This window comes from Mucilaginibacter sp. 320_HR (genome assembly GCF_059691875.1).
On the sequence record NZ_JCAWAI010000001.1, the window covers coordinates 402,245 to 419,911 of the forward strand.

The 17,667-nt window shown below is 43.8% G+C and carries 15 protein-coding genes; 6 read left to right on the forward strand and 9 right to left on the reverse strand.

The genetic code is table 11. From position 1 onward, the window contains the following. Position 1: 1 nt before the first annotated feature. Positions 2 to 553 carry a hypothetical protein gene (locus AC59GT_RS01740; protein ID WP_497236037.1) on the reverse strand — a complete coding sequence of 184 codons (552 nt, stop codon included), beginning with the start codon at positions 551 to 553 and terminating at the stop codon, positions 2 to 4. A 153-nt stretch (positions 554 to 706) separates the two neighbouring features. On the opposite strand from AC59GT_RS01740, the gene AC59GT_RS01745 reads away from it, so the two are divergent. Next, complete coding sequence (locus AC59GT_RS01745) at positions 707 to 2,137, forward strand: peptidylprolyl isomerase (RefSeq protein ID WP_497236038.1); 1,431 nt, start codon at positions 707 to 709, stop codon at positions 2,135 to 2,137. A 10-nt stretch (positions 2,138 to 2,147) separates the two neighbouring features. Then, on the forward strand, positions 2,148 to 3,110 hold the full coding sequence (locus AC59GT_RS01750; RefSeq protein ID WP_117384597.1) for an AAA family ATPase: 963 nt from the start codon (positions 2,148 to 2,150) through the stop codon (positions 3,108 to 3,110). A 327-nt stretch (positions 3,111 to 3,437) separates the two neighbouring features. Here the strand turns inward: AC59GT_RS01750 and AC59GT_RS01755 are convergent, their stop codons facing one another. From AC59GT_RS01755 to mutL, 6 genes are all read right to left on the reverse strand, one after another. Further along, positions 3,438 to 4,304: a hypothetical protein gene (locus tag AC59GT_RS01755; RefSeq protein WP_497236039.1), complete on the reverse strand. Its 867-nt coding sequence runs from the start codon at positions 4,302 to 4,304 to the stop codon at positions 3,438 to 3,440. Positions 4,305 to 4,392: 88 nt separating this feature from the next. Next, positions 4,393 to 5,883 (reverse strand): cysteine--tRNA ligase, encoded by a 1,491-nt coding sequence (cysS, locus tag AC59GT_RS01760; RefSeq protein ID WP_497236040.1) that lies wholly within the window; start codon positions 5,881 to 5,883, stop codon positions 4,393 to 4,395. Between the two features lie 91 nt (positions 5,884 to 5,974). Continuing rightward, positions 5,975 to 7,084: an endonuclease/exonuclease/phosphatase family protein gene (locus AC59GT_RS01765; protein ID WP_497236041.1), complete on the reverse strand. Its 1,110-nt coding sequence runs from the start codon at positions 7,082 to 7,084 to the stop codon at positions 5,975 to 5,977. Continuing rightward, positions 7,074 to 7,958, reverse strand: a complete 885-nt coding sequence (locus AC59GT_RS01770) for a rhomboid family intramembrane serine protease (protein ID WP_497236042.1) — start codon at positions 7,956 to 7,958, stop codon at positions 7,074 to 7,076. Before AC59GT_RS01770 ends, AC59GT_RS01765 begins: the two co-directional genes overlap by 11 nt. A gap of 36 nt (positions 7,959 to 7,994) precedes the next feature. Continuing rightward, positions 7,995 to 8,711 (reverse strand): rhomboid family intramembrane serine protease, encoded by a 717-nt coding sequence (locus AC59GT_RS01775; RefSeq protein ID WP_497236043.1) that lies wholly within the window; start codon positions 8,709 to 8,711, stop codon positions 7,995 to 7,997. 88 nt (positions 8,712 to 8,799) lie between these two features. After that, entirely contained in the window at positions 8,800 to 10,659 is a 1,860-nt protein-coding gene (gene mutL, locus AC59GT_RS01780) for a DNA mismatch repair endonuclease MutL (protein ID WP_497236044.1), read from the reverse strand. Between the two features lie 135 nt (positions 10,660 to 10,794). On the opposite strand from mutL, the gene AC59GT_RS01785 reads away from it, so the two are divergent. Both AC59GT_RS01785 and AC59GT_RS01790 read left to right on the forward strand, forming a co-directional pair. Continuing rightward, the gene (locus tag AC59GT_RS01785) at positions 10,795 to 12,426 is read left to right on the forward strand and encodes an amidohydrolase (RefSeq protein ID WP_497236045.1); all 1,632 of its coding nucleotides are present in this window, start codon (positions 10,795 to 10,797) and stop codon (positions 12,424 to 12,426) included. Further along, entirely contained in the window at positions 12,413 to 14,230 is a 1,818-nt protein-coding gene (locus tag AC59GT_RS01790) for a serine hydrolase domain-containing protein (protein ID WP_497236046.1), read from the forward strand. The genes AC59GT_RS01785 and AC59GT_RS01790 overlap by 14 nt, the downstream gene beginning before the upstream one ends. Positions 14,231 to 14,242: 12 nt before the next feature. Here AC59GT_RS01790 and AC59GT_RS01795 read toward each other — a convergent pair whose 3' ends face one another. After that, the gene (locus AC59GT_RS01795; protein WP_497236047.1) at positions 14,243 to 14,992 is read right to left on the reverse strand and encodes a glycosyltransferase family 2 protein; all 750 of its coding nucleotides are present in this window, start codon (positions 14,990 to 14,992) and stop codon (positions 14,243 to 14,245) included. Continuing rightward, entirely contained in the window at positions 14,989 to 16,272 is a 1,284-nt protein-coding gene (locus tag AC59GT_RS01800) for a glycosyltransferase family 4 protein (protein WP_497236048.1), read from the reverse strand. Before AC59GT_RS01800 ends, AC59GT_RS01795 begins: the two co-directional genes overlap by 4 nt. A 103-nt stretch (positions 16,273 to 16,375) precedes the next feature. Between AC59GT_RS01800 and AC59GT_RS01805 the strand changes: the two genes are divergently transcribed. Next, positions 16,376 to 16,897, forward strand: a complete 522-nt coding sequence (locus AC59GT_RS01805; RefSeq protein WP_497236049.1) for a serine acetyltransferase — start codon at positions 16,376 to 16,378, stop codon at positions 16,895 to 16,897. 8 nt (positions 16,898 to 16,905) lie between these two features. Further along, a complete protein-coding gene (locus AC59GT_RS01810; RefSeq protein WP_497236050.1) occupies positions 16,906 to 17,652 on the forward strand; it encodes a class I SAM-dependent methyltransferase in 747 nt (248 codons plus the stop codon). Positions 17,653 to 17,667: the final 15 nt, after the last annotated feature.

The following is a 17,667-nucleotide window of genomic DNA, read 5'->3' on the forward strand; positions in this document are numbered from 1 at the left end:
ATTACAGCGTTTTCATTTGATCCCAGAAAGCTTTTTTCATATCGTTGCTGTTCATCATTTCGTCAAAACTAAAGCTGTACAGCGTTTTAATACTTCCGTGTGTAATCGGTTTATTCAGTTCCAGCCTGGCTATTTCGGCGGGTAACGCTGTCTTGCCTAGTATCAGCAATTTCTGCGGCTCAAGCTCATTAACAAGCTTATCCATGGTAATAGCTGCCTGCTTGTGCGTGTTTAAAATAGCCACATCATCAACAGCCAGTTCCAGCCGTTTTAAAATGTTGGTGAGCGCAGTAAGGTGCTGTGCTGCTATGTGTTCTTCGTTATGGTAGTTTACCAGTATTACAAAGCGTTTATTGTTGCTACCCAAATAATTAAACTTAACCACTGGCGTTTGTAAAGGCAGAGGTGATTCTTCCGGCTCTTCAGACTTCTGTACATCAGGAACGGGTTGTTGTACCACCGGGGCGGGTTTGGCTACCTTATCAGCAGGCAGCAGGTACAGGTCGTCCTGTAACAGGTAACGTAAAGCCAGCGGGTTATCAACCTTCATCATATTTTAACAAAATTTAACCAAAAGTAGGCAATCAGCGCGAAGCATTATCAGCATATTCGCAACAGGGTTTAATTATACATTTATTATTAATAATTTTTACCGAAATTCGCACGTTTAGCGGGCGAAGTACCCCAACATAGTTTTAAGCAATTCATGAGAAAATTAGGCGTATTCATTTTAAATATCTTCCTTATCCTGTCTGTGGCGCAGGCGCAAACATTACCTGCAACCAATGCAAAGGCCGATACTACTGCACAACCAACCGGGCCGGTGCGTACACTTGATAAAATTGCCGGTATAGTTGGCGGGAGCGTTATTTTACAGTCGGACATTGAGCTGCAATATGCACAGTACCTGGTAAGTGGCCAACAGCCCGATCCAAGGGTAAAATGCCAGCTTCTGCAAAACCAGCTTACACAAAAACTACTGGCACAACAGGCGGTGATAGACAGCGTGCAGGTAAAAGATGACGAGGTAGATGCCGATGTAGAGCGCCGTATGCGCAGCTTTATACAGCGCGCCGGCGGCCAGGAAAAGCTCGAATCTTTCCTGGGCAGGTCTATTATCCAGTACAAAGACGAGATACGCCCGGACATTAAAGAATCAATGGTGGCGCAACGTATGCGCCAAAAGATAACCGAAAAAGTGAACACTACCCCGCAGGATGTGAGGCGTTATTTTGATGCTATCCCTAAAGACAGCCTGCCCAGCTTTAATAAAGAGGTAGAAGTAGGGGAAATTGTTTTTAACCCTAAGCTTACCAAAGACGAAAAACAGCTATATAAAGAAAAAGCAGAGGAACTTCGCCAGCGCGCTAAAAAAGGAGAAGACTTTGGTGCTTTGGCCAGGTTATACTCGCAGGATCCCGGTTCGGCACCTGAGGGCGGTGACCTGGGTTTTAACGACCGCAACGGTTATGTAAAAGAATTTTCGGCAGTTGCCTTTAAAATGAAGGCCGGTGATATATCGCCTGTTTTCGAGAGTGATTACGGTTTTCACTTTTTACAGGTGATAGAACGCCGCGGCGAGCAGATACACGTACGCCACATATTGATAACACCGAACGTTACAGCAGAAAGCCTGGTAAGGGCAAAAGCCAGCGCTGATAGTTTGTACAATGTGATGAAGGGCAACAAAGCGATAGATTTTTCTACCGCAGCTGCAATTTACTCTGACGACAAAGAAACTAAGTACAATGGCGGGATGATGCTTAACGCCGAGAACGTACAAACCCGTTCTACCTACATCCCTACAGATAAGCTTGACCCGCAGGTTGCTCTTGTGGTAGATACTTTAAAAGTGGGTACTTTCTCGCAGCCGGTATTGTACTCTGATCCGCAAACGAACAAAAAAAGCTATAAGATCCTTTACCTTAAATCGGTTACCGATGCGCATAAAGCAAACTTTGAGCAGGATTTTGCCAAGCTGAAGGAAATGGCAACCGAAGATAAATTGAGCAAGACCGTTTCGCAGTGGTTTGAAAAGCGCCGTAAAGAAACTTTTATCAAGATCGATCCGGAATATCAAACATGCGGTGTGCTTAAGAACTGGTTAACTCCAACCACTACAGCGCAGGTAAAATAACTTATATTGTATGCAACACCGCTCTGAGGTAGAGGCCGCCGATGCTTTGAAAGTTGCTTATGAGCAAATCAGGGCCGAGATAGGGAAAGTAATAGTAGGGCAGGATGAGGTAATTAAATTTGTACTCATCTCCATCTTCAGTAACGGGCATTGCCTTTTGGTAGGTGTGCCCGGGCTAGCCAAAACTTTACTGGTGCAAACTGTTGCAAGGGTGCTTGACCTGGATTTTAAGCGCATACAATTTACGCCCGACCTGATGCCGTCTGACATTATCGGTTCGGAGATTTTAGGAGAAGACCGCAATTTTAAGTTCATACCCGGGCCGGTGTTCTCTAATATTATCCTGGCCGATGAAATAAACCGTACTCCGCCGAAAACCCAGGCAGCGCTGCTTGAAGCTATGCAGGAGAAAGCAGTAACCGCGGCAGGAGTGACACACAAGCTAGCTAAACCATTTTTTGTACTGGCCACGCAGAACCCGATAGAGCAGGAGGGTACTTATCCGTTGCCTGAGGCGCAACTGGACCGTTTCATGTTTAATGTAGCCCTTAGCTATCCTACCTTTAAAGAGGAACTGCAAGTGGTAAAGAATACTACAGGCACAATTGACGTTGCTGTAAACAAACAATTGAACGCCGAGCAGATCATTTATTTTCAGCAACTGGTACGCAACATACCCGTGGCAGACAACGTGCTGGAATATGCTGTAAAGCTGGTAGGCAAAACAAGGCCGGAGGGTGAGTTTGCTACTCCGCAGGTGAAACGACTGCTTAACTGGGGTGCAGGACCACGTGCCTCACAATTCCTGATCCTGGGCGCTAAATGCCACGCTGTATTGAATGGCAAATACTCGCCGGATATTGAAGACGTAAGGGCGGTTGCCAAACCTATCCTCAGCCACCGTATAGTGCGCAGTTACCACGCCGAAGCAGATGGACTCTCCGCAGCTGACATTATCGAGTCGCTATTTTAGCAAGGATGTTTGCACTGAATTAGGGTAAATATCGGGTCTACAAAAGCCTTATATTTTAACCTGTAGTTTACCCTATTACTTCCAAATTTACTTTAAAATAGCCCGCCAGTTTAGTGTGGTTTTTAAAGGTAGCCGTATAGTTTTTTTTGTAAAAACGGCCATATTGGTGCTTTTAACGCAGGTTTTTAGAAGTATTTGGGCAAGTGTTCAAAAGTGTTCAAAATGCCACCGGCACAAAAAAACGTGAACACTTTTGTCAAAAACAAAACAGCCGCTGAGTGTAGTTGTGCTACAATTCAGCGGCTGTTTTAGTATATGTTTTAGCTATTACTCTACAGTAGAGAATATCTCAAGGGCAAGGTTCCACTTGTGGGAAGCATCAATCTCCCAGATGCGTACATAATTGTAGTTGTTTACGATATTGCCTTTTTTGATACGTGCTGTACCATAGCTGTAAGCCAGGTCGTTACTGCTTGAGCGGCCGCCGTTAATGGTCTGTGCAGATATAGTAATGCCTTCGTTGTCTAAAAACTTCATTACTTTATCAGTACCCATTATTGGCTCGAAGCCAGGGAAGTAATAACGGCCTTCAGGGCTCATAAACTCTTTGTAAGCCGCCAGGGTAGATAGGTCAAGCGAGTGGTTAAGCAATTTATCATTGTTGATGATGATGTCTTTACCATTAAAAGGATCTTTGCTTGGCGCTTTTTGCTTGGAAAGGTCAGGCTCTTTAAAGTCTGTGCCCTGTTCTGCATCAGGCTCAGGGTGCTGTATACCCAGATCAATTAGCAACTTAAATTTATTATCAGCAGCATCCAGTTTCCATACAGAAACATACTGACCAAACACCTTGTCATCTTCGCTACTGCCATTCTGATAAACATACGGGCCGGCGGTAAAGCCAAGGTCGCCGTTTGCAGATATACGTGCTACTTTAGGCTGCCAAGATAACTTTCCGGGCTGCTTGTCGATAGTGCTGTAGAACTCAGATATTTTAACCACATTTGGTTTGAACACAATGCCTTCGGGGTCCGCCATAGCCAGGAAGCCTGCCTTAATACCTTTACGTTCTACTAATTTATTGAAGTCGGTTTCTGCGTTTACTACTTTGCTAACCTGTACAGGTTTTGTTTGAGCTAAGGATGCCTGGGTAAACCCGGCTAAAAAGATGGCAGCTAATATTATTTTTTTCATAGTGTCTGTTAAGGGCATAACATTGCTTTGGCTCGTAAAAGTAAACATGCCCGGCTTACCTTTATAGGGTTGAGGTAGTTAAAATAGGTTAAATCCTTACCCAATCTGTAGTACCTTGTTTATTATCGTTCAGTTGAAAGCCTATTTGCTTTAATCCTTCACGTATCTTGTCTGATGTAGCGTAATCTTTGTTAGCCTTGGCCTGGTTGCGAAGGTTTACTATCAGGCTCATCAGTTCATCGGTATCGGCATTGTCGCTGTCTTCATGCTTTAAACCCAAAACGTCAAAAAAGAAATCGTTATAAGTTTTCTTCATCCTTTCAAACGTTTCAGTGCTAATTTCTCCAGAATTACGCGTCTGGTTAGCAAACGAATTTATCCACTTAGACAAGTTGTTAAGTGCTTCTAACGTTTTCGGCGAATTAAAATTATCATTCATTGCTGTATAGCAATCTTCGCAGGCTGCTATAATAGCATTTTGAGCTTCGTCATCAACAACTGTTAAGGTATTTTGTTCAAGCGTCGTTAATTTTTTAGCAGACTCCGCAAGTTTTTTATAAAAGATCTCAGCTGCCTCAATAGCTTCGTTTGAAAAATCTACTGTACTGCGGTAACTAGCCTGCATAAAAAAGAAGCGCACTACCATCGGGCTGTATCCTTTTTTAAGCAGCGGATGGTCGCCGGTAAAAAGTTCATGCGGCAAAAAGCTGTTGCCAAGTGATTTGGACATCTTTTGGCCGTTAGTAGTAAGCATATTGGTATGCAGCCAGTAAGTAGCTGGTATATTCCCGCAGCTGGCTACATTCTGAGCAATCTCGTTGGTGTGGTGGGTTGGCATAAGGTCCATACCGCCGCCGTGTATATCAAATTTATGTCCAAGGTACTTATTGCTCATAGCCGAGCACTCCAAGTGCCAGCCGGGAAATCCGACGCCCCACGGTGAGGGCCACTTCATCAGGTGCTCGGGTTTGGCTTTAATCCACAGCGCGAAATCCAGCTTGCCTTTTTTGTCGTCCTGCCCGCCAAGGCTGCGGGTGTTATTCAGCATGTCTTCCAGCTTACGCCCGTTTAAAATGCCGTAATCCTGAGTCTGGTTGTATTTTTCAACATCAAAGTATACCGACCCATCAACCTCATAAGCAAAGCCTTTAGCTAGTATTTCTTTTACTAATTCTATCTGTTCAATAATATGACCGGTAGCAGTAGGCTCTATACTCGGCGGTAACGCATTGAAAATTTGCATTACGTTGTGGAAATCTACAGTATATCTCTGCACAATCTCCATTGGCTCCAGTTGTGCCAAACGAGCTTTTTTAGATACTTTGTCCTCACCTACGTCCGAGTCGCTCTCAAGGTGTCCGGCATCGGTTATATTACGCACATAACGCACCTTGTAACCTAGGTGTAGCAGGTAGCGGAAAATAAGATCAAATGATATAAAAGTACGGCAGTTGCCTAAATGAACATCGCTATATACAGTAGGGCCGCATACGTACATGCCCACGTGGGGCGCGTCCAGCGGTATGAATTCTTCTTTTTTTCGTGTTAAAGTGTTGTAAACAAATAGTTTTTGTTCCATGTGCGCAAACTTACAATTTTTAGGACTGAAGTAGACTACTTACTCATTAATCAAACGTCATATTCAGCGGGTCAGGCAATTGAGAGGGAGGTTATTTTAGCAACAGATCTGCAGTTACGGGGTAATGGTCAGATAACTTTTTCTGGATGATCTGGTAGCCTTTTACATCAAAATGTGAGCTTGCCATTATATAATCTATCTGGTAATTTGGGAAATCGCCATTATAGGTGCGGCCAATGCCCGTGCCTTTTTCTCTAAAAGTATTTTTCATACCTGTAGCCATAACGTTGACGGCGTATGAAGCAGGTGTATCATTAAAATCGCCTGAGTATATGTATGGATAAGGACATTGTTTTGCATGATCTTTAACGGTATAAACCTGTTCTGCCCTTTTTAGGAAAGCCGCTTTAAGCTTACTGCCAAGGCGCTTGGTTGCCGACATATTTGCCTTGCCCTTCTTAGACACATCGCCGAGGTATTTATAATCTTCCGGTTCAAACCGTATCGATTGCAGGTGCATACTGTAGATGCGGATCTTTTTATCACCCTTTTGAATATCTGCAAAAAGGCATTGGTTACCAGTGGTCTTTCCGGACAAGGCAATTAGGCCAAAGTTAAAAATAGGGTAACGCGAAAAGATAGCCATTCCCTCAGCCTGATCGTAATTAACAGAGAAGGGTTCGAAGTAGTAAAATTCGCTTTTCATGATCTTCTTTATAGAATCGATCATGTCATACTGCCCGCGTTTTCGGGTATAAAACTCTTGTATTCCTAGTATGTCCGGATCATTCTCTGCTATTAATTGCAGTATCTCGTGCTTGGTTGATATGTCATTGTCTGATCCATAACGCTTGAAATCGTGGGCATTATAGGTCATTATCCTTATTTCATTGCGATTTGCGGTGCGTGGCTCGTTGCTGCTCCACCTGAATCCGACATTGTTAAGTAGTACTTTGTAGCCGACAATGACCGTAATTAATGATAGCAGGAAATACAATCTGCCCCTCACCATCCAATAGACGATCATGATAAGATTAAATACCAATAGTGGGGGATACGCCAGGCCAAAAAAAGCAATTACCCAAACTTTCCTAGGATCGGTATATGGGGCAAGGTAGCTAATCAATAAAGCAATGCACAAGGCGCAGTTGGCCCATAAAATAACTTTACCCAAAAAGCCTAGTCCTTTACTATCCTTCATTATTATTGCTGGCCCTAAACAATGTTTCTTTTTCCTGCTTGCTCAGCGCATCATAGCCTGATGCAGAGATCTTGTCTAAGATACGGTCAATATCTTCCTGTCGGGGTTTATTATTGGAAGATTTTTTTTGAGGAGATTCGTTGTTTACTACACGAAGCTTAGGCTTAGGCGAAAACAGCCTGTTTAGACCACCTATCCAGTCGTTACCTTTTTGAAGTTGTTTAATATAGACAAAGCCAAATAGCGCGCCGCCGAGGTGAGCTATTTCACCACCAGCATTACCGCCGGCTATGCCCAGGAAGTCAATAATGACATAGAACACAGCTACCCATTTAAGCTTAACAGGTCCAATAAAAATGAGCGATATGGTATAATCAGGAAGTAGTGTGGCGGTGGCTATGACAATTGCCATTACACTTGCAGATGCACCTACTATAATGCCGCCCTGCGCCGCGTTTACAGCAGTAAAGGCTGGTAAAAGGTTGTAAGCTGCAATAAATAGTAATCCGCCGCTAAGTCCGCCTAGTATATACAGCCCAATGGTGCGTTTATTCCCTAAATATTCTTCAAATATTTGCCCCATCCAGTACAACCAAAGCATATTGAACAGGATATGTAACACACCCGCATGCATAAACATGTAGGTAAAGGGCGTCCAGAAACGATAAAGCAGTTTAGGGAGATAGGATGGTAATAAGAGGTACTCGTCAGTAAAGCTTTTAATTACACTGTTGCCAAAACCTGTAAATAGTTGCTCTATGACAGATGTAACATTTATAACTAGAAAAACAATAACATTAATACCGATGAGCAAGGTAAGCTTATTGCCCGACCGTAACATCTTGTATTGGATATCTTTCCAAAGCGCACTCATAAAACAGGGTTTATATACCTATTTAACTAATAATAATTAGTAAAAATTGTTTGTCTTTCTCAGCCCCCAAATCTTTATCAGAATAAAGCCGATAAGCGCACCACCCAGGTGGGCAAAATGAGCAACATTGTCGCCAGATGCCTGCCTAACTCCCGAATAAAGCTCAAGCACAACGTAACCAAGTACATAGTATTTAGCTTTGATTGGAACGGGAATGAATATAATCATCATTTCCAATTCCGGGAACAGAAGCCCAAATCCGACAAGGATGCCAAACACAGCACCCGATGCGCCAAGCATCGGTCCGTTAAACAGGCTGTAAAGCTTTTGTGCCTGTTCCTGCCCGCCGCCGTATTGGAAATAAGAGCTATCCAGTTCGGAGTGAGGTACGGTAAAGCCCCCGGTGACAGCATGTATTTGTAGAGCCTGTACCAGCATATATAAGGCAAAGGCACCGATTCCTGTTATAAAGTAATAGTTGAAAAACTTTTTAGAGCCCATTACCTGCTCTAATAAAGGCCCGAACATAAATACAGCAAACATGTTAAAAAACAAGTGGGTAAAGCCCGCATGCATAAACATGTAGGTAATAGGCTGCCACGGTTTAAACGCTGGGTTTGTAGGGTAATAAGCTGCAAATAATGCTTCAAGGTCAACAAACTGGCGTAGCGCGTAAGTTGCTATAAAGAAAATTATATTTATGATAACCAGGTTTTTTACTACCGGAGTTAAATTGGCAAAAGGTGATTGCATGTTCTCTGTCGTGTTTCCTTAGCAAGACGCTAGATGCGCTGCTTTGTTATTGAGTCTAAATTTTTTCTTGCGATTTTTGTGTCGGGCACTACTTTTCAAAGCGCTCCGCTAGTTCGTTCAATGTAAAGGTAGTGATTACTGGTTTGCCGTTCAGCGCTAAATTAGGCATTTGGCAGGCAAAAAGCTGATCGATCAACTGGTTCATTTCTTCCATTGACAATCTCGTGCCGCTTTTAATAGCGGCGTTGCGCGCAAGTGAACGGGCAAGATTATCCCGCTTATCAACTTTCAATATAGCCAGGTTGTTTTTAAAACCTTCCAGCAGCCTTTCCAATAATTCGTGTTCGTTGGCATTGCTAATATCGGCTGGTACACCTTCTACTACAACAGTATTCCGGCCAAACTCGCGTACATCAAACCCTAATGCCCGAATATCCGGCAGGAGTTCACGTAGTAGTTCATAATCTGCGCTGTTAAGTGTTATAGATTGAGGGAACAAACTTTGCTGACTTACCCCGCTGTGGCTTTGCAGCTGCTGCAAAAAGCGCTCGTACAATATACGTTCATGCGCTGCCTGCTGATTGATGAGCATAAAGCCCGACTTAATTTGCGACAGTATAAAGCGGTTATGCACCTGAAAAAACTGCTTCTCGCCGCTTTTGGTTATCTCCTGTTCATCCACCGGGATACTTTTTTCCTGGTGCATCTCCTGCTGTACAGTTTCTTCCTGTCTGGCTATCTCGTAAAGCGTGTCCCAGTTCTTAGGTATTGCCGAACGATGATCGTTCGGACCATTATCGCGAAGAAAAGGCAGCTCCCGGCTAGGTTTCTTTTCCGCAGCAAAAGGGTTAAAGTTTGGATTGAACGCAATGGTTGGTTGTACTATTTCTTCAAATGGCTTTGGTGTGATCAGGTGACCGATGCTGTTTTCCTGATCGAAATCAAGCGTTGGCGTGATGTTGTATTTACCCAACGATCGTTTTACCGCCGAGCGGATGATGGCATAAATAGCTTTTTCGTCCTGGTACTTTATTTCTGTTTTTGTAGGGTGTACGTTGATATCGATCTTACTTGGATCGATATCTATAAAAAGCACGTACAACGGGTACGAATCTTCTGGAAGTAACTCCTCAAAAGCGGTAAGTACCGCGTGGTTCAGGTAGGCATCTTTAATAAACCGGTTGTTTACAAAAAAGAACTGCTCGCCACGGGTTTTGCGAGCAAACTCAGGCTTGCCAACGTAGCCGTGTAGTTTTATAATGGTGGTATCTTCTTCTACCGGTACCAGACGCTGATTGTAATTATTCCCTAACAGGTGAATAATACGTTGCTTTAGCGATGCCGCTGGTAGGTGATAGACTTCCTGCCCGTCGTGGTGCAGTGTTAAAAACACCTGCGGATTTGCCAATGCTACACGCTGAAATTCGTCTATTATGTGACGCATTTCCACAGGATTGCTCTTCAAAAAATTACGCCGCGCCGGCGTGTTGTAAAACAAGTTTTTTATGGATATGGATGTACCTGTATTGCTGCTGCAGGGTTCCTGTTTTATTACTTCGCTGCCTTCAATGGTAATGCAGGTGCCCAGTTCGTCTTCGTGCCGGCGGCTTTTTAGTTCCACCTGTGCAATAGCAGCAATACTGGCCATTGCTTCGCCGCGGAACCCCATGGTTCGGATTGCAAAAAGATCTTCTGCCTTACGTATTTTGGAGGTAGCATGCCGCTCAAAGCACATACGGGCGTCTGTAAGGCTCATGCCGCAGCCGTTATCAATCACTTGTATCAGCGCTTTACCCGCGTCCTTTAATATGAGTTGAATCTTGTCCGCACCCGCGTCTATGCTGTTCTCTATCAATTCCTTTACAGCCGATGCCGGGCGTTGTACCACCTCGCCTGCGGCTATCTGGTTAGCTACCGAATCGGGTAAAAGCTGTATTATATCTGGCATCTAAAATGGTCCCTTCTTTGTGCCGGAGGTCAAATAATTCCGGATGCTAAATTAATTATTTGATTGCATAACTTTACCGCCCTTTACTTGTATTAGTATTTTACGCTATCTATTTTACATCCACCTGTTTATCGTATGAAGAAATTGTGGCCTCTTCTTTTCATCTTGCTCGCAGCGTGCAAACAAAAAGAATATAATGCCGACACCCTGGTTAAAAATGCAATTGTTTATACCGTAGATAGCACGTTTTCTACAGCTAACGCATTCGTTATAAGTAGCGGTAAGATAATTGCCGTTGGTAATGCAGATACACTTGAACAAAAGTACCTTGCTAAAGAGGTGATAGATGCCGGTGGTAAGCCGGTATATCCTGGGTTTATCGATGCGCACTCGCATTTTTACGAATATGGCTTGGGCTTGCAGGAGGTTAAACTGGTAGGCACCAAGAGCTGGGACGCGGTTTTAGATAGCGTTAAAAATTACTCGGAAAAAAACACTGAAGGTTGGATAATAGGCAATGGCTGGGACCAGAACCTTTGGACTACTAAGCAGTTCCCTAATAAGGCCAAACTGGATTCGCTTTTTCCGGTGCGCCCGGTTATCTTAAGCAGGGTAGATGGACATGCTGCAATTGCCAACCAGGCAGCGCTTAATATCGCCGGCATCAAACCCGGTCAAACTATTATTGGCGGACAAATAGAGACTGTAGACGGTAAACTTACCGGGATTCTGGTAGATAACGCTGTCGGTATTGTTACACGTAAGATACCTGAGCCTACCGAGCAGATTACACAGGCGGCCCTGCTGGATGCGCAAAAGAATTGCTTTGCCGTGGGGCTTACCACCGTTGATGACTGTGGCCTTCCTTACACCATGGTAAGTACTATTGCTGCGCTGCAGCACAAAGGCGATCTAAAAATGCGCATGTACGTAATGCTGGCTGATAAGGAAGAGAATTACGATTACCTGTTTAAACGCGGAGCATATAAAACACCAGGCTTAAACGTACGGGCATTTAAAGTGTATGCTGACGGCGCACTCGGCTCCAGAGGTGCTTGCTTACTCAAGCCCTATGCTGATAAGGCAAACTGGAATGGCTTTTTGCTAAGCAGCAAAGAACATTTTAAACAAGTTGCCGAAAAGATAGCCGCTAAAGGATTTCAGATGTGTACCCACGCTATAGGCGACTCTGCCAACCGTGTTATCCTTAAAATATATGCGGATGTGTTAAAGGGCAAGAACGACAAGCGCTGGCGTATAGAGCATTCGCAGATTGTAGCAACGGAGGATGTACAGTATTTTGGTAATTACAGTATTATACCTTCTGTGCAACCAACTCATGCCACATCAGACATGAGTTGGGCCATAAACCGCCTTGGCGCAGAAAGGTTGAAAACCGCTTATGCTTACAAGTCGCTGATGAAGCAAAATGGCTGGATACCTCTTGGTACCGATTTTCCTGTCGAAAACATCAACCCTATGTATACGTTTTATGCTGCTGCAGAGCGTAAAGACTTAAAAGGCTTGCCCACTGGTGGTTTTCAGATGGAGAACGCGTTAACCCGTATGCAAGCATTAAAGGGCATGACCATTTGGGCAGCAAAAGCAAACTTTGAGGAGAAAGAAAAAGGCAGTATAGAGGTTGGTAAATATGCCGATTTTGTAATACTTGATAAAGATATATTGAAAGTAAAAGGCAGCGAGTTGCCGGTTGTTAAAGTATTAAAGACGTTTGTTAATGGTGTTAAAGTATATGAAAAGAAGTAAGCGCAATGCCTGCCTTCTGTTGCTATCAGGATTTATAATTTTCAGCTCTGCATGTGCGCAAAATCCACCTTTTACCGGGAAAGCTTATGTGCAGGAGCAAAAAGCGGTAGAACAAAGTACAGTTCTGTTAAATAATGAAAAGCAGACTATTCCGCTTCAGAACCTGGAGGTGAACAAGATAGCCAGCGTCCATTTTTTCTCGCGGAACTTTATGGCGTTTGACAGTTTGCTAAACAAGTATGCTAAAGTAACCAGCTTTAATGGCAACGAGTACTTAGGTGCAAAAACAACGGCCGCGCTATCTATGGATACCAAGTTCTTTACTACACTGATAGTACAACTTACCGACGTAGATTTGGCCAACCGGCAAGTAATAGATTTTATCACAACAAATCAAAAGATCAAGAATGTGGTAGTTTCTTACATTGGAGCTAGTCCTGGTCTTATAAAGTTAAACGATATCACTGCTCCTATACTATGGTCGGAACGGCAATCGGTAGTGTCCTCTTTTTTTAATGCCCAGGCAATTTTTGGCGGGGTAGCTATCACGCAGAAATTAACAAAAACTTTCACTCCTAAATACGTTGCCGGGAGTGGTTCCCTAACATCAAAGACCCGTTTACAGTATACGGTACCTGAAGATGCAGGAGTAAGCACAAGTAATTTACAGGCTATAGACAAAATTGCAGCCGAAGCAATAAGCAATCGTGCTACGCCTGGCTGCGTGGTAATGGTTATTAAAGATGGTAAGGTGATTTATAACAAGGCTTATGGATACCATGCTTACGATAACAAGATAGCCAACCGGATTGATGATATATATGATCTGGCTTCCATGACCAAAATAACGGCCACAACAATGGAGGCTATGCAGCTTTATGATCAGGGCAAGCTTAATCTGGACTCTACAGCCGGTACTTACCTGCCCACTACCAGGCCAACAAATAAAAGAACCCTATCAGTTCGAGAGTTGCTTGAGCATCAGGCCGGCCTTATACCTGATATCCCTACCTTTGACAAGATCAAGACTGGAGATTACAGCTCAGATTCTTCAGCAGCATACCCCACAAAAGTTAATGACGGATACTACCTTCGTAAAAACTATTTCGAAGATGTAATGTGGCCTGCCATGTTAAACTCAGCCCTAAAAACACGTGGGCAATACGTTTACAGTGATGTAGGGATGTGCTTTTTGCAACAGATATTTGAGACGATCACAGCTACGCCTGAAAACGTTTACGTGCAGAAACAGTTTTATGATCCGCTCGGTATGCAAACGGCTGGCTTTTTACCGTTAAATCGTTTTCCTGCAAGCCGCATCCCTCCAACTGAAGATGATAAACGTGATCGGCGCACGCTAATAGACGGCTACGTTCATGATCCTACTGCGGCGCTAATGGGCGGTGTAGCAGGCCACGCCGGATTATTTGCCAGTGCTAATGATGTAGGTATTATTTACCAGATGATGCTAAACCGCGGTAGTTACGGCGGTGTTCAGTATGTTAAACCCGAAACAGTTGATCTGTTTACTGCTAAACAGACCGATGTAAGTCGCAGAGGCCTGGGATTTGACAGGTGGGACCCTATTGCCGAAAGGCACTATCCATCTAAGTTGGCTTCGCCGCAAACTTATGGACATACCGGTTTTACTGGCACCTGTGTTTGGGTGGATCCTAAAGTAAACCTGGTTTATGTATTTCTATCTAACCGTGTGCATCCAAATGTTGGCAACAAGCTGTCCAGCCTAAACATACGGCCCAGAATACAAGATGCCATTTACGATGCAATAGCAGCCGGGTTGTAACAACTTAAAGAGCTAGTCGTTGGTGCGTTTATTTTTGAGCCAGTACCAACCCAAATTGACGGCAATAACCGCATGATTAAGTACCGTAGGTAGCAAGCCATAGTGTTTGCGCATAATATTAAAACGCTCCTGCAGGCTTTGCCTGTGGCGAGCTTTAGACATACCTCCCACCAGGTACTTGGCTACGTAACCATCCACCTTAACAATTTTACGGGCTTTCTTAGCTGCGCGTATGATCCAGTCTATATCCGCACTTAGCTGGTATTTACTATCGTATGGCGCAACAAGTGATCGCCGAATGTAGATGGCTTGATGGCTTATGCTCATTCCGTATTTAAAACTCCGCCAGCTGAAGTTCTCTGGTGTTTTATGCCGGCGCTGGCCAAGACTGTTTCGCTCGGCATCTACCATTTCTGTTTCACCATAGTAGATGTCTGCATCTTCTGCCGTTCCAAAAACTTTTGCAACAGTGTCGTTAGCATAAAACTCATCGCCGGAGTTCATGAAAATTACATATTCACCAGTAGCCAGGTTAAGGCCCTTGTTCATGGCATCATAAATGCCTTTATCAGGCTCGCTCACTAGCTTCTTAATGCTGCTGCTATAGCTTTTGACAATCGCGAGTGTGCCATCGGTAGATTGTCCGTCTATAACTATGTATTCAATATTGGTGTAAGTTTGATTTACTACAGAGCGAATAGTGCGCTCAATATCCCTGACATTGTTGTAAACTACGGTAATTACCGAGAGGGTAGGCATCATACCAGTTTCCTTTCAAGCAAAGAATTGTAGAGGGTTAAGTATTGACCAGCAACTTTAGTGTTATTAAATTCCTGAAGCACCTTGGTTCTTGCTGCCTGTGCCATCAAGTGATGATCACCGGAAAACAGTACCTGATGTACACCTGCGGCAAGGTCAGCCGCAGATTTGAACTCTGCCAGATAGCCGTTTATTTGATGATCTATCATATCCGGAATGCCACCCGTGTTAAATGCGACAGCCGGTGTGCCACAAGACATCGCTTCCATAATGGTATTCGGCAGATTATCTTCTATGGACGGCAGCAAGAAAACATCCGCAAGGCTATATATTTCCGCCAGATCCTCAGCAGATGTAATAATGCTGAGCTGATGTACCTTAAACGCCAAGCTTGTTACATCAAAGCGCTTGTTCTTACCGAAGATTATTATTTCGATATCCTGTGTCTGAGCGTAAGTGTCTTTCAGTATCTGTAGGGCCTCAATAAGGTATATTAAGCCCTTGCGCCTGTCGGCTATGTTGGCAGCTCCAAACAAAATGATCTTCTTACCTGCATCTATATTCCACTTTTTACGTGCAGTATTTTTTTCTCTTGGTGAGAATACATTAGTATCGATAGGATTGGGGATAGCTTGTATGCTGGCATTTTGTAGTAACGAACTCTCTTTGGCAACCTCTCCAAGCCAATTACTGCAGGTGACTACGCTAATGTTTTCGGTATTAATTAGCATGCGATTCTTGCGTTGCCAGCCGGTATGGGATAGATCGTTTGGTTGAGGGTTACGCAAGAAGTAACAATTGCCGCACTCCCGCTTAAAGTGGTCGCATGTACCGGCGTAATGGCACCCCCCGGTAAAAAGCCACATGTCGTGAAGCGTCCATACAATCGGTTTGTTCAGCCGGATAAGTTTCTTCAGGTCGTTTGTTGACAGGAAACCGGAGTTTGTCCAATGGATGTGGAGGATATCAGCATCCTGAATCACTTTTTCCCGACTAATATCGGTGCCGGTGTTAGCGGTGGAAAACGCAAATCTGACGGTTCGGTCGCGCTCGTACAAAGCAATGAAAGGCAGCCGCTCTGCTAAAAAGTTAAGGTTTGATCGTGCTTTGTCCCAGGCTGATCGCTCTATGCTGTAAACAGCCGTGTTGTCGCGCTTTTTATGTTGCACTATAAGCGTGGCATCAACCTGCTGCTCACGTAACGCTTTTAACAGGCGCATGCAAGCCTCCGCAGCGCCGCCGCCCGAGTCAGCCGTGTTTATCAAAGCAACCTGTATAGCCATGGTCAATTATCGGGCAAGTATACTGATACTAAAATTAAAAATTTTACTTTTGAACACTTCACCCTAACAGGTGCCAAAAATTTGGTTTAATATACAACGGCGCATGAACCCTTTTGCATATCTCTTCCAGGATTGGCAGGCCAACAGGGGCAATATAAAGGCGCGTTTGGTGCTGTTTATGTTCCGCCTGGTAAATGGTATTAACCACTACATGCTGCTTAAGATCATTTTTTTTCCGTACCTGATGTTCTACCGTTTTTTTGTGGAATGGAGCTTAGGAATAGAGTTGCCACGTAAGCTTCGTGCAGGTAGAAATTTAATTTTCTATCATGGGCAAGGATTGGTAGTAAATTACAAGACTATTATCGGCGAGGGCTGCACATTGCGAAACGGAGTGACTATAGGGCATAAGAAACTTGCTGATGGCACTTTAAGCAACTGCCCGAGAATAGGCAACAACGTAGATATAGGCGCTAACGCCTGCATAATAGGTGATATTACCATAGGCGATAATAGCAGCATAGGCGCTGGCGCTGTGGTAGTAAAAAGTATACCGGCGAACAGTGTAGCAGTGGGTAACCCGGCAAGGGTATTAGAAAATAAAACTACGGCTGTTGCCGGGTGAGCAGATAAATGGAGAATAACTTAACAGACAGGGCATTTTGGAAATCTTTTTGGGAGTCGCGGATTGGGCTTATATTTAAGCTTAAGCCGGATTACGTTTTTGGCGATATACTTGGAAAGATCATCAAAGATACCAACGCCAAAACTGCTGTGGAACTGGGTGGATTCCCCGGGTATTACGCCATTTACTTAAAAAAGTATAAAGGCTTAAACACTACGTTGCTGGATTACTTTATACATCGGGAACTCATAAACAAGTTGCTTTCTGCCAACGACCTTAAAGAAAACGATGTCAACATCATAGAAGCGGACCTTTTTGCTTACAAGCCGGAAGAATTGTATGATATGGTGCTATCCTTTGGGTTAATAGAGCACTTTAACGATACTAAGTTTATCGTTGGTGAGCACCTCAAGTTTTTAAAACCTGGCGGTACGTTGTTTATTACGCTGCCCAACTTTAAAAGTGTTAACGGCTGGGTGCAGCGTAAGTTCGATAAAGAAAATTACGACAAACACAACATCAATAGCATGGATCTTGCACTGCTAAAAAGCAGCTGCGAAGCGCTTGGATTAAAAAATGTGGAAGCTTACTATCATGGTAAGTTTAGCGTTTGGCTGGAGAATAAATCTGTACAAAACACCTTTACCAAGACAATTGTAAAAACCATTTGGTTGGCCGGGAAAGCAATTACCAGGCTGGTGCCGGTAGATAGCAAGGGACTCTCGCCATACATTGTTGTAAAAGCTACTAAGTAAAAACGCCCCCAGTGT

Excerpts from the sequence above, each read along its gene's own strand:
- AC59GT_RS01740 (WP_497236037.1), bottom strand. The coding sequence starts at position 553 with ATGATGAAGGTTGATAACCCGCTGGCTTTACGTTACCTGTTACAGGAC.
- AC59GT_RS01745 (WP_497236038.1), top strand. The coding sequence starts at position 707 with ATGAGAAAATTAGGCGTATTCATTTTAAATATCTTCCTTATCCTGTCT.
- AC59GT_RS01750 (WP_117384597.1), top strand. The coding sequence starts at position 2,148 with ATGCAACACCGCTCTGAGGTAGAGGCCGCCGATGCTTTGAAAGTTGCT.
- AC59GT_RS01755 (WP_497236039.1), bottom strand. The coding sequence starts at position 4,304 with ATGAAAAAAATAATATTAGCTGCCATCTTTTTAGCCGGGTTTACCCAG.
- cysS (WP_497236040.1), bottom strand. The coding sequence starts at position 5,883 with ATGGAACAAAAACTATTTGTTTACAACACTTTAACACGAAAAAAAGAA.
- AC59GT_RS01765 (WP_497236041.1), bottom strand. The coding sequence starts at position 7,084 with ATGAAGGATAGTAAAGGACTAGGCTTTTTGGGTAAAGTTATTTTATGG.
- AC59GT_RS01770 (WP_497236042.1), bottom strand. The coding sequence starts at position 7,958 with ATGAGTGCGCTTTGGAAAGATATCCAATACAAGATGTTACGGTCGGGC.
- AC59GT_RS01775 (WP_497236043.1), bottom strand. The coding sequence starts at position 8,711 with ATGCAATCACCTTTTGCCAATTTAACTCCGGTAGTAAAAAACCTGGTT.
- mutL (WP_497236044.1), bottom strand. The coding sequence starts at position 10,659 with ATGCCAGATATAATACAGCTTTTACCCGATTCGGTAGCTAACCAGATA.
- AC59GT_RS01785 (WP_497236045.1), top strand. The coding sequence starts at position 10,795 with ATGAAGAAATTGTGGCCTCTTCTTTTCATCTTGCTCGCAGCGTGCAAA.
- AC59GT_RS01790 (WP_497236046.1), top strand. The coding sequence starts at position 12,413 with ATGAAAAGAAGTAAGCGCAATGCCTGCCTTCTGTTGCTATCAGGATTT.
- AC59GT_RS01795 (WP_497236047.1), bottom strand. The coding sequence starts at position 14,992 with ATGATGCCTACCCTCTCGGTAATTACCGTAGTTTACAACAATGTCAGG.
- AC59GT_RS01800 (WP_497236048.1), bottom strand. The coding sequence starts at position 16,272 with ATGGCTATACAGGTTGCTTTGATAAACACGGCTGACTCGGGCGGCGGC.
- AC59GT_RS01805 (WP_497236049.1), top strand. The coding sequence starts at position 16,376 with ATGAACCCTTTTGCATATCTCTTCCAGGATTGGCAGGCCAACAGGGGC.
- AC59GT_RS01810 (WP_497236050.1), top strand. The coding sequence starts at position 16,906 with ATGGAGAATAACTTAACAGACAGGGCATTTTGGAAATCTTTTTGGGAG.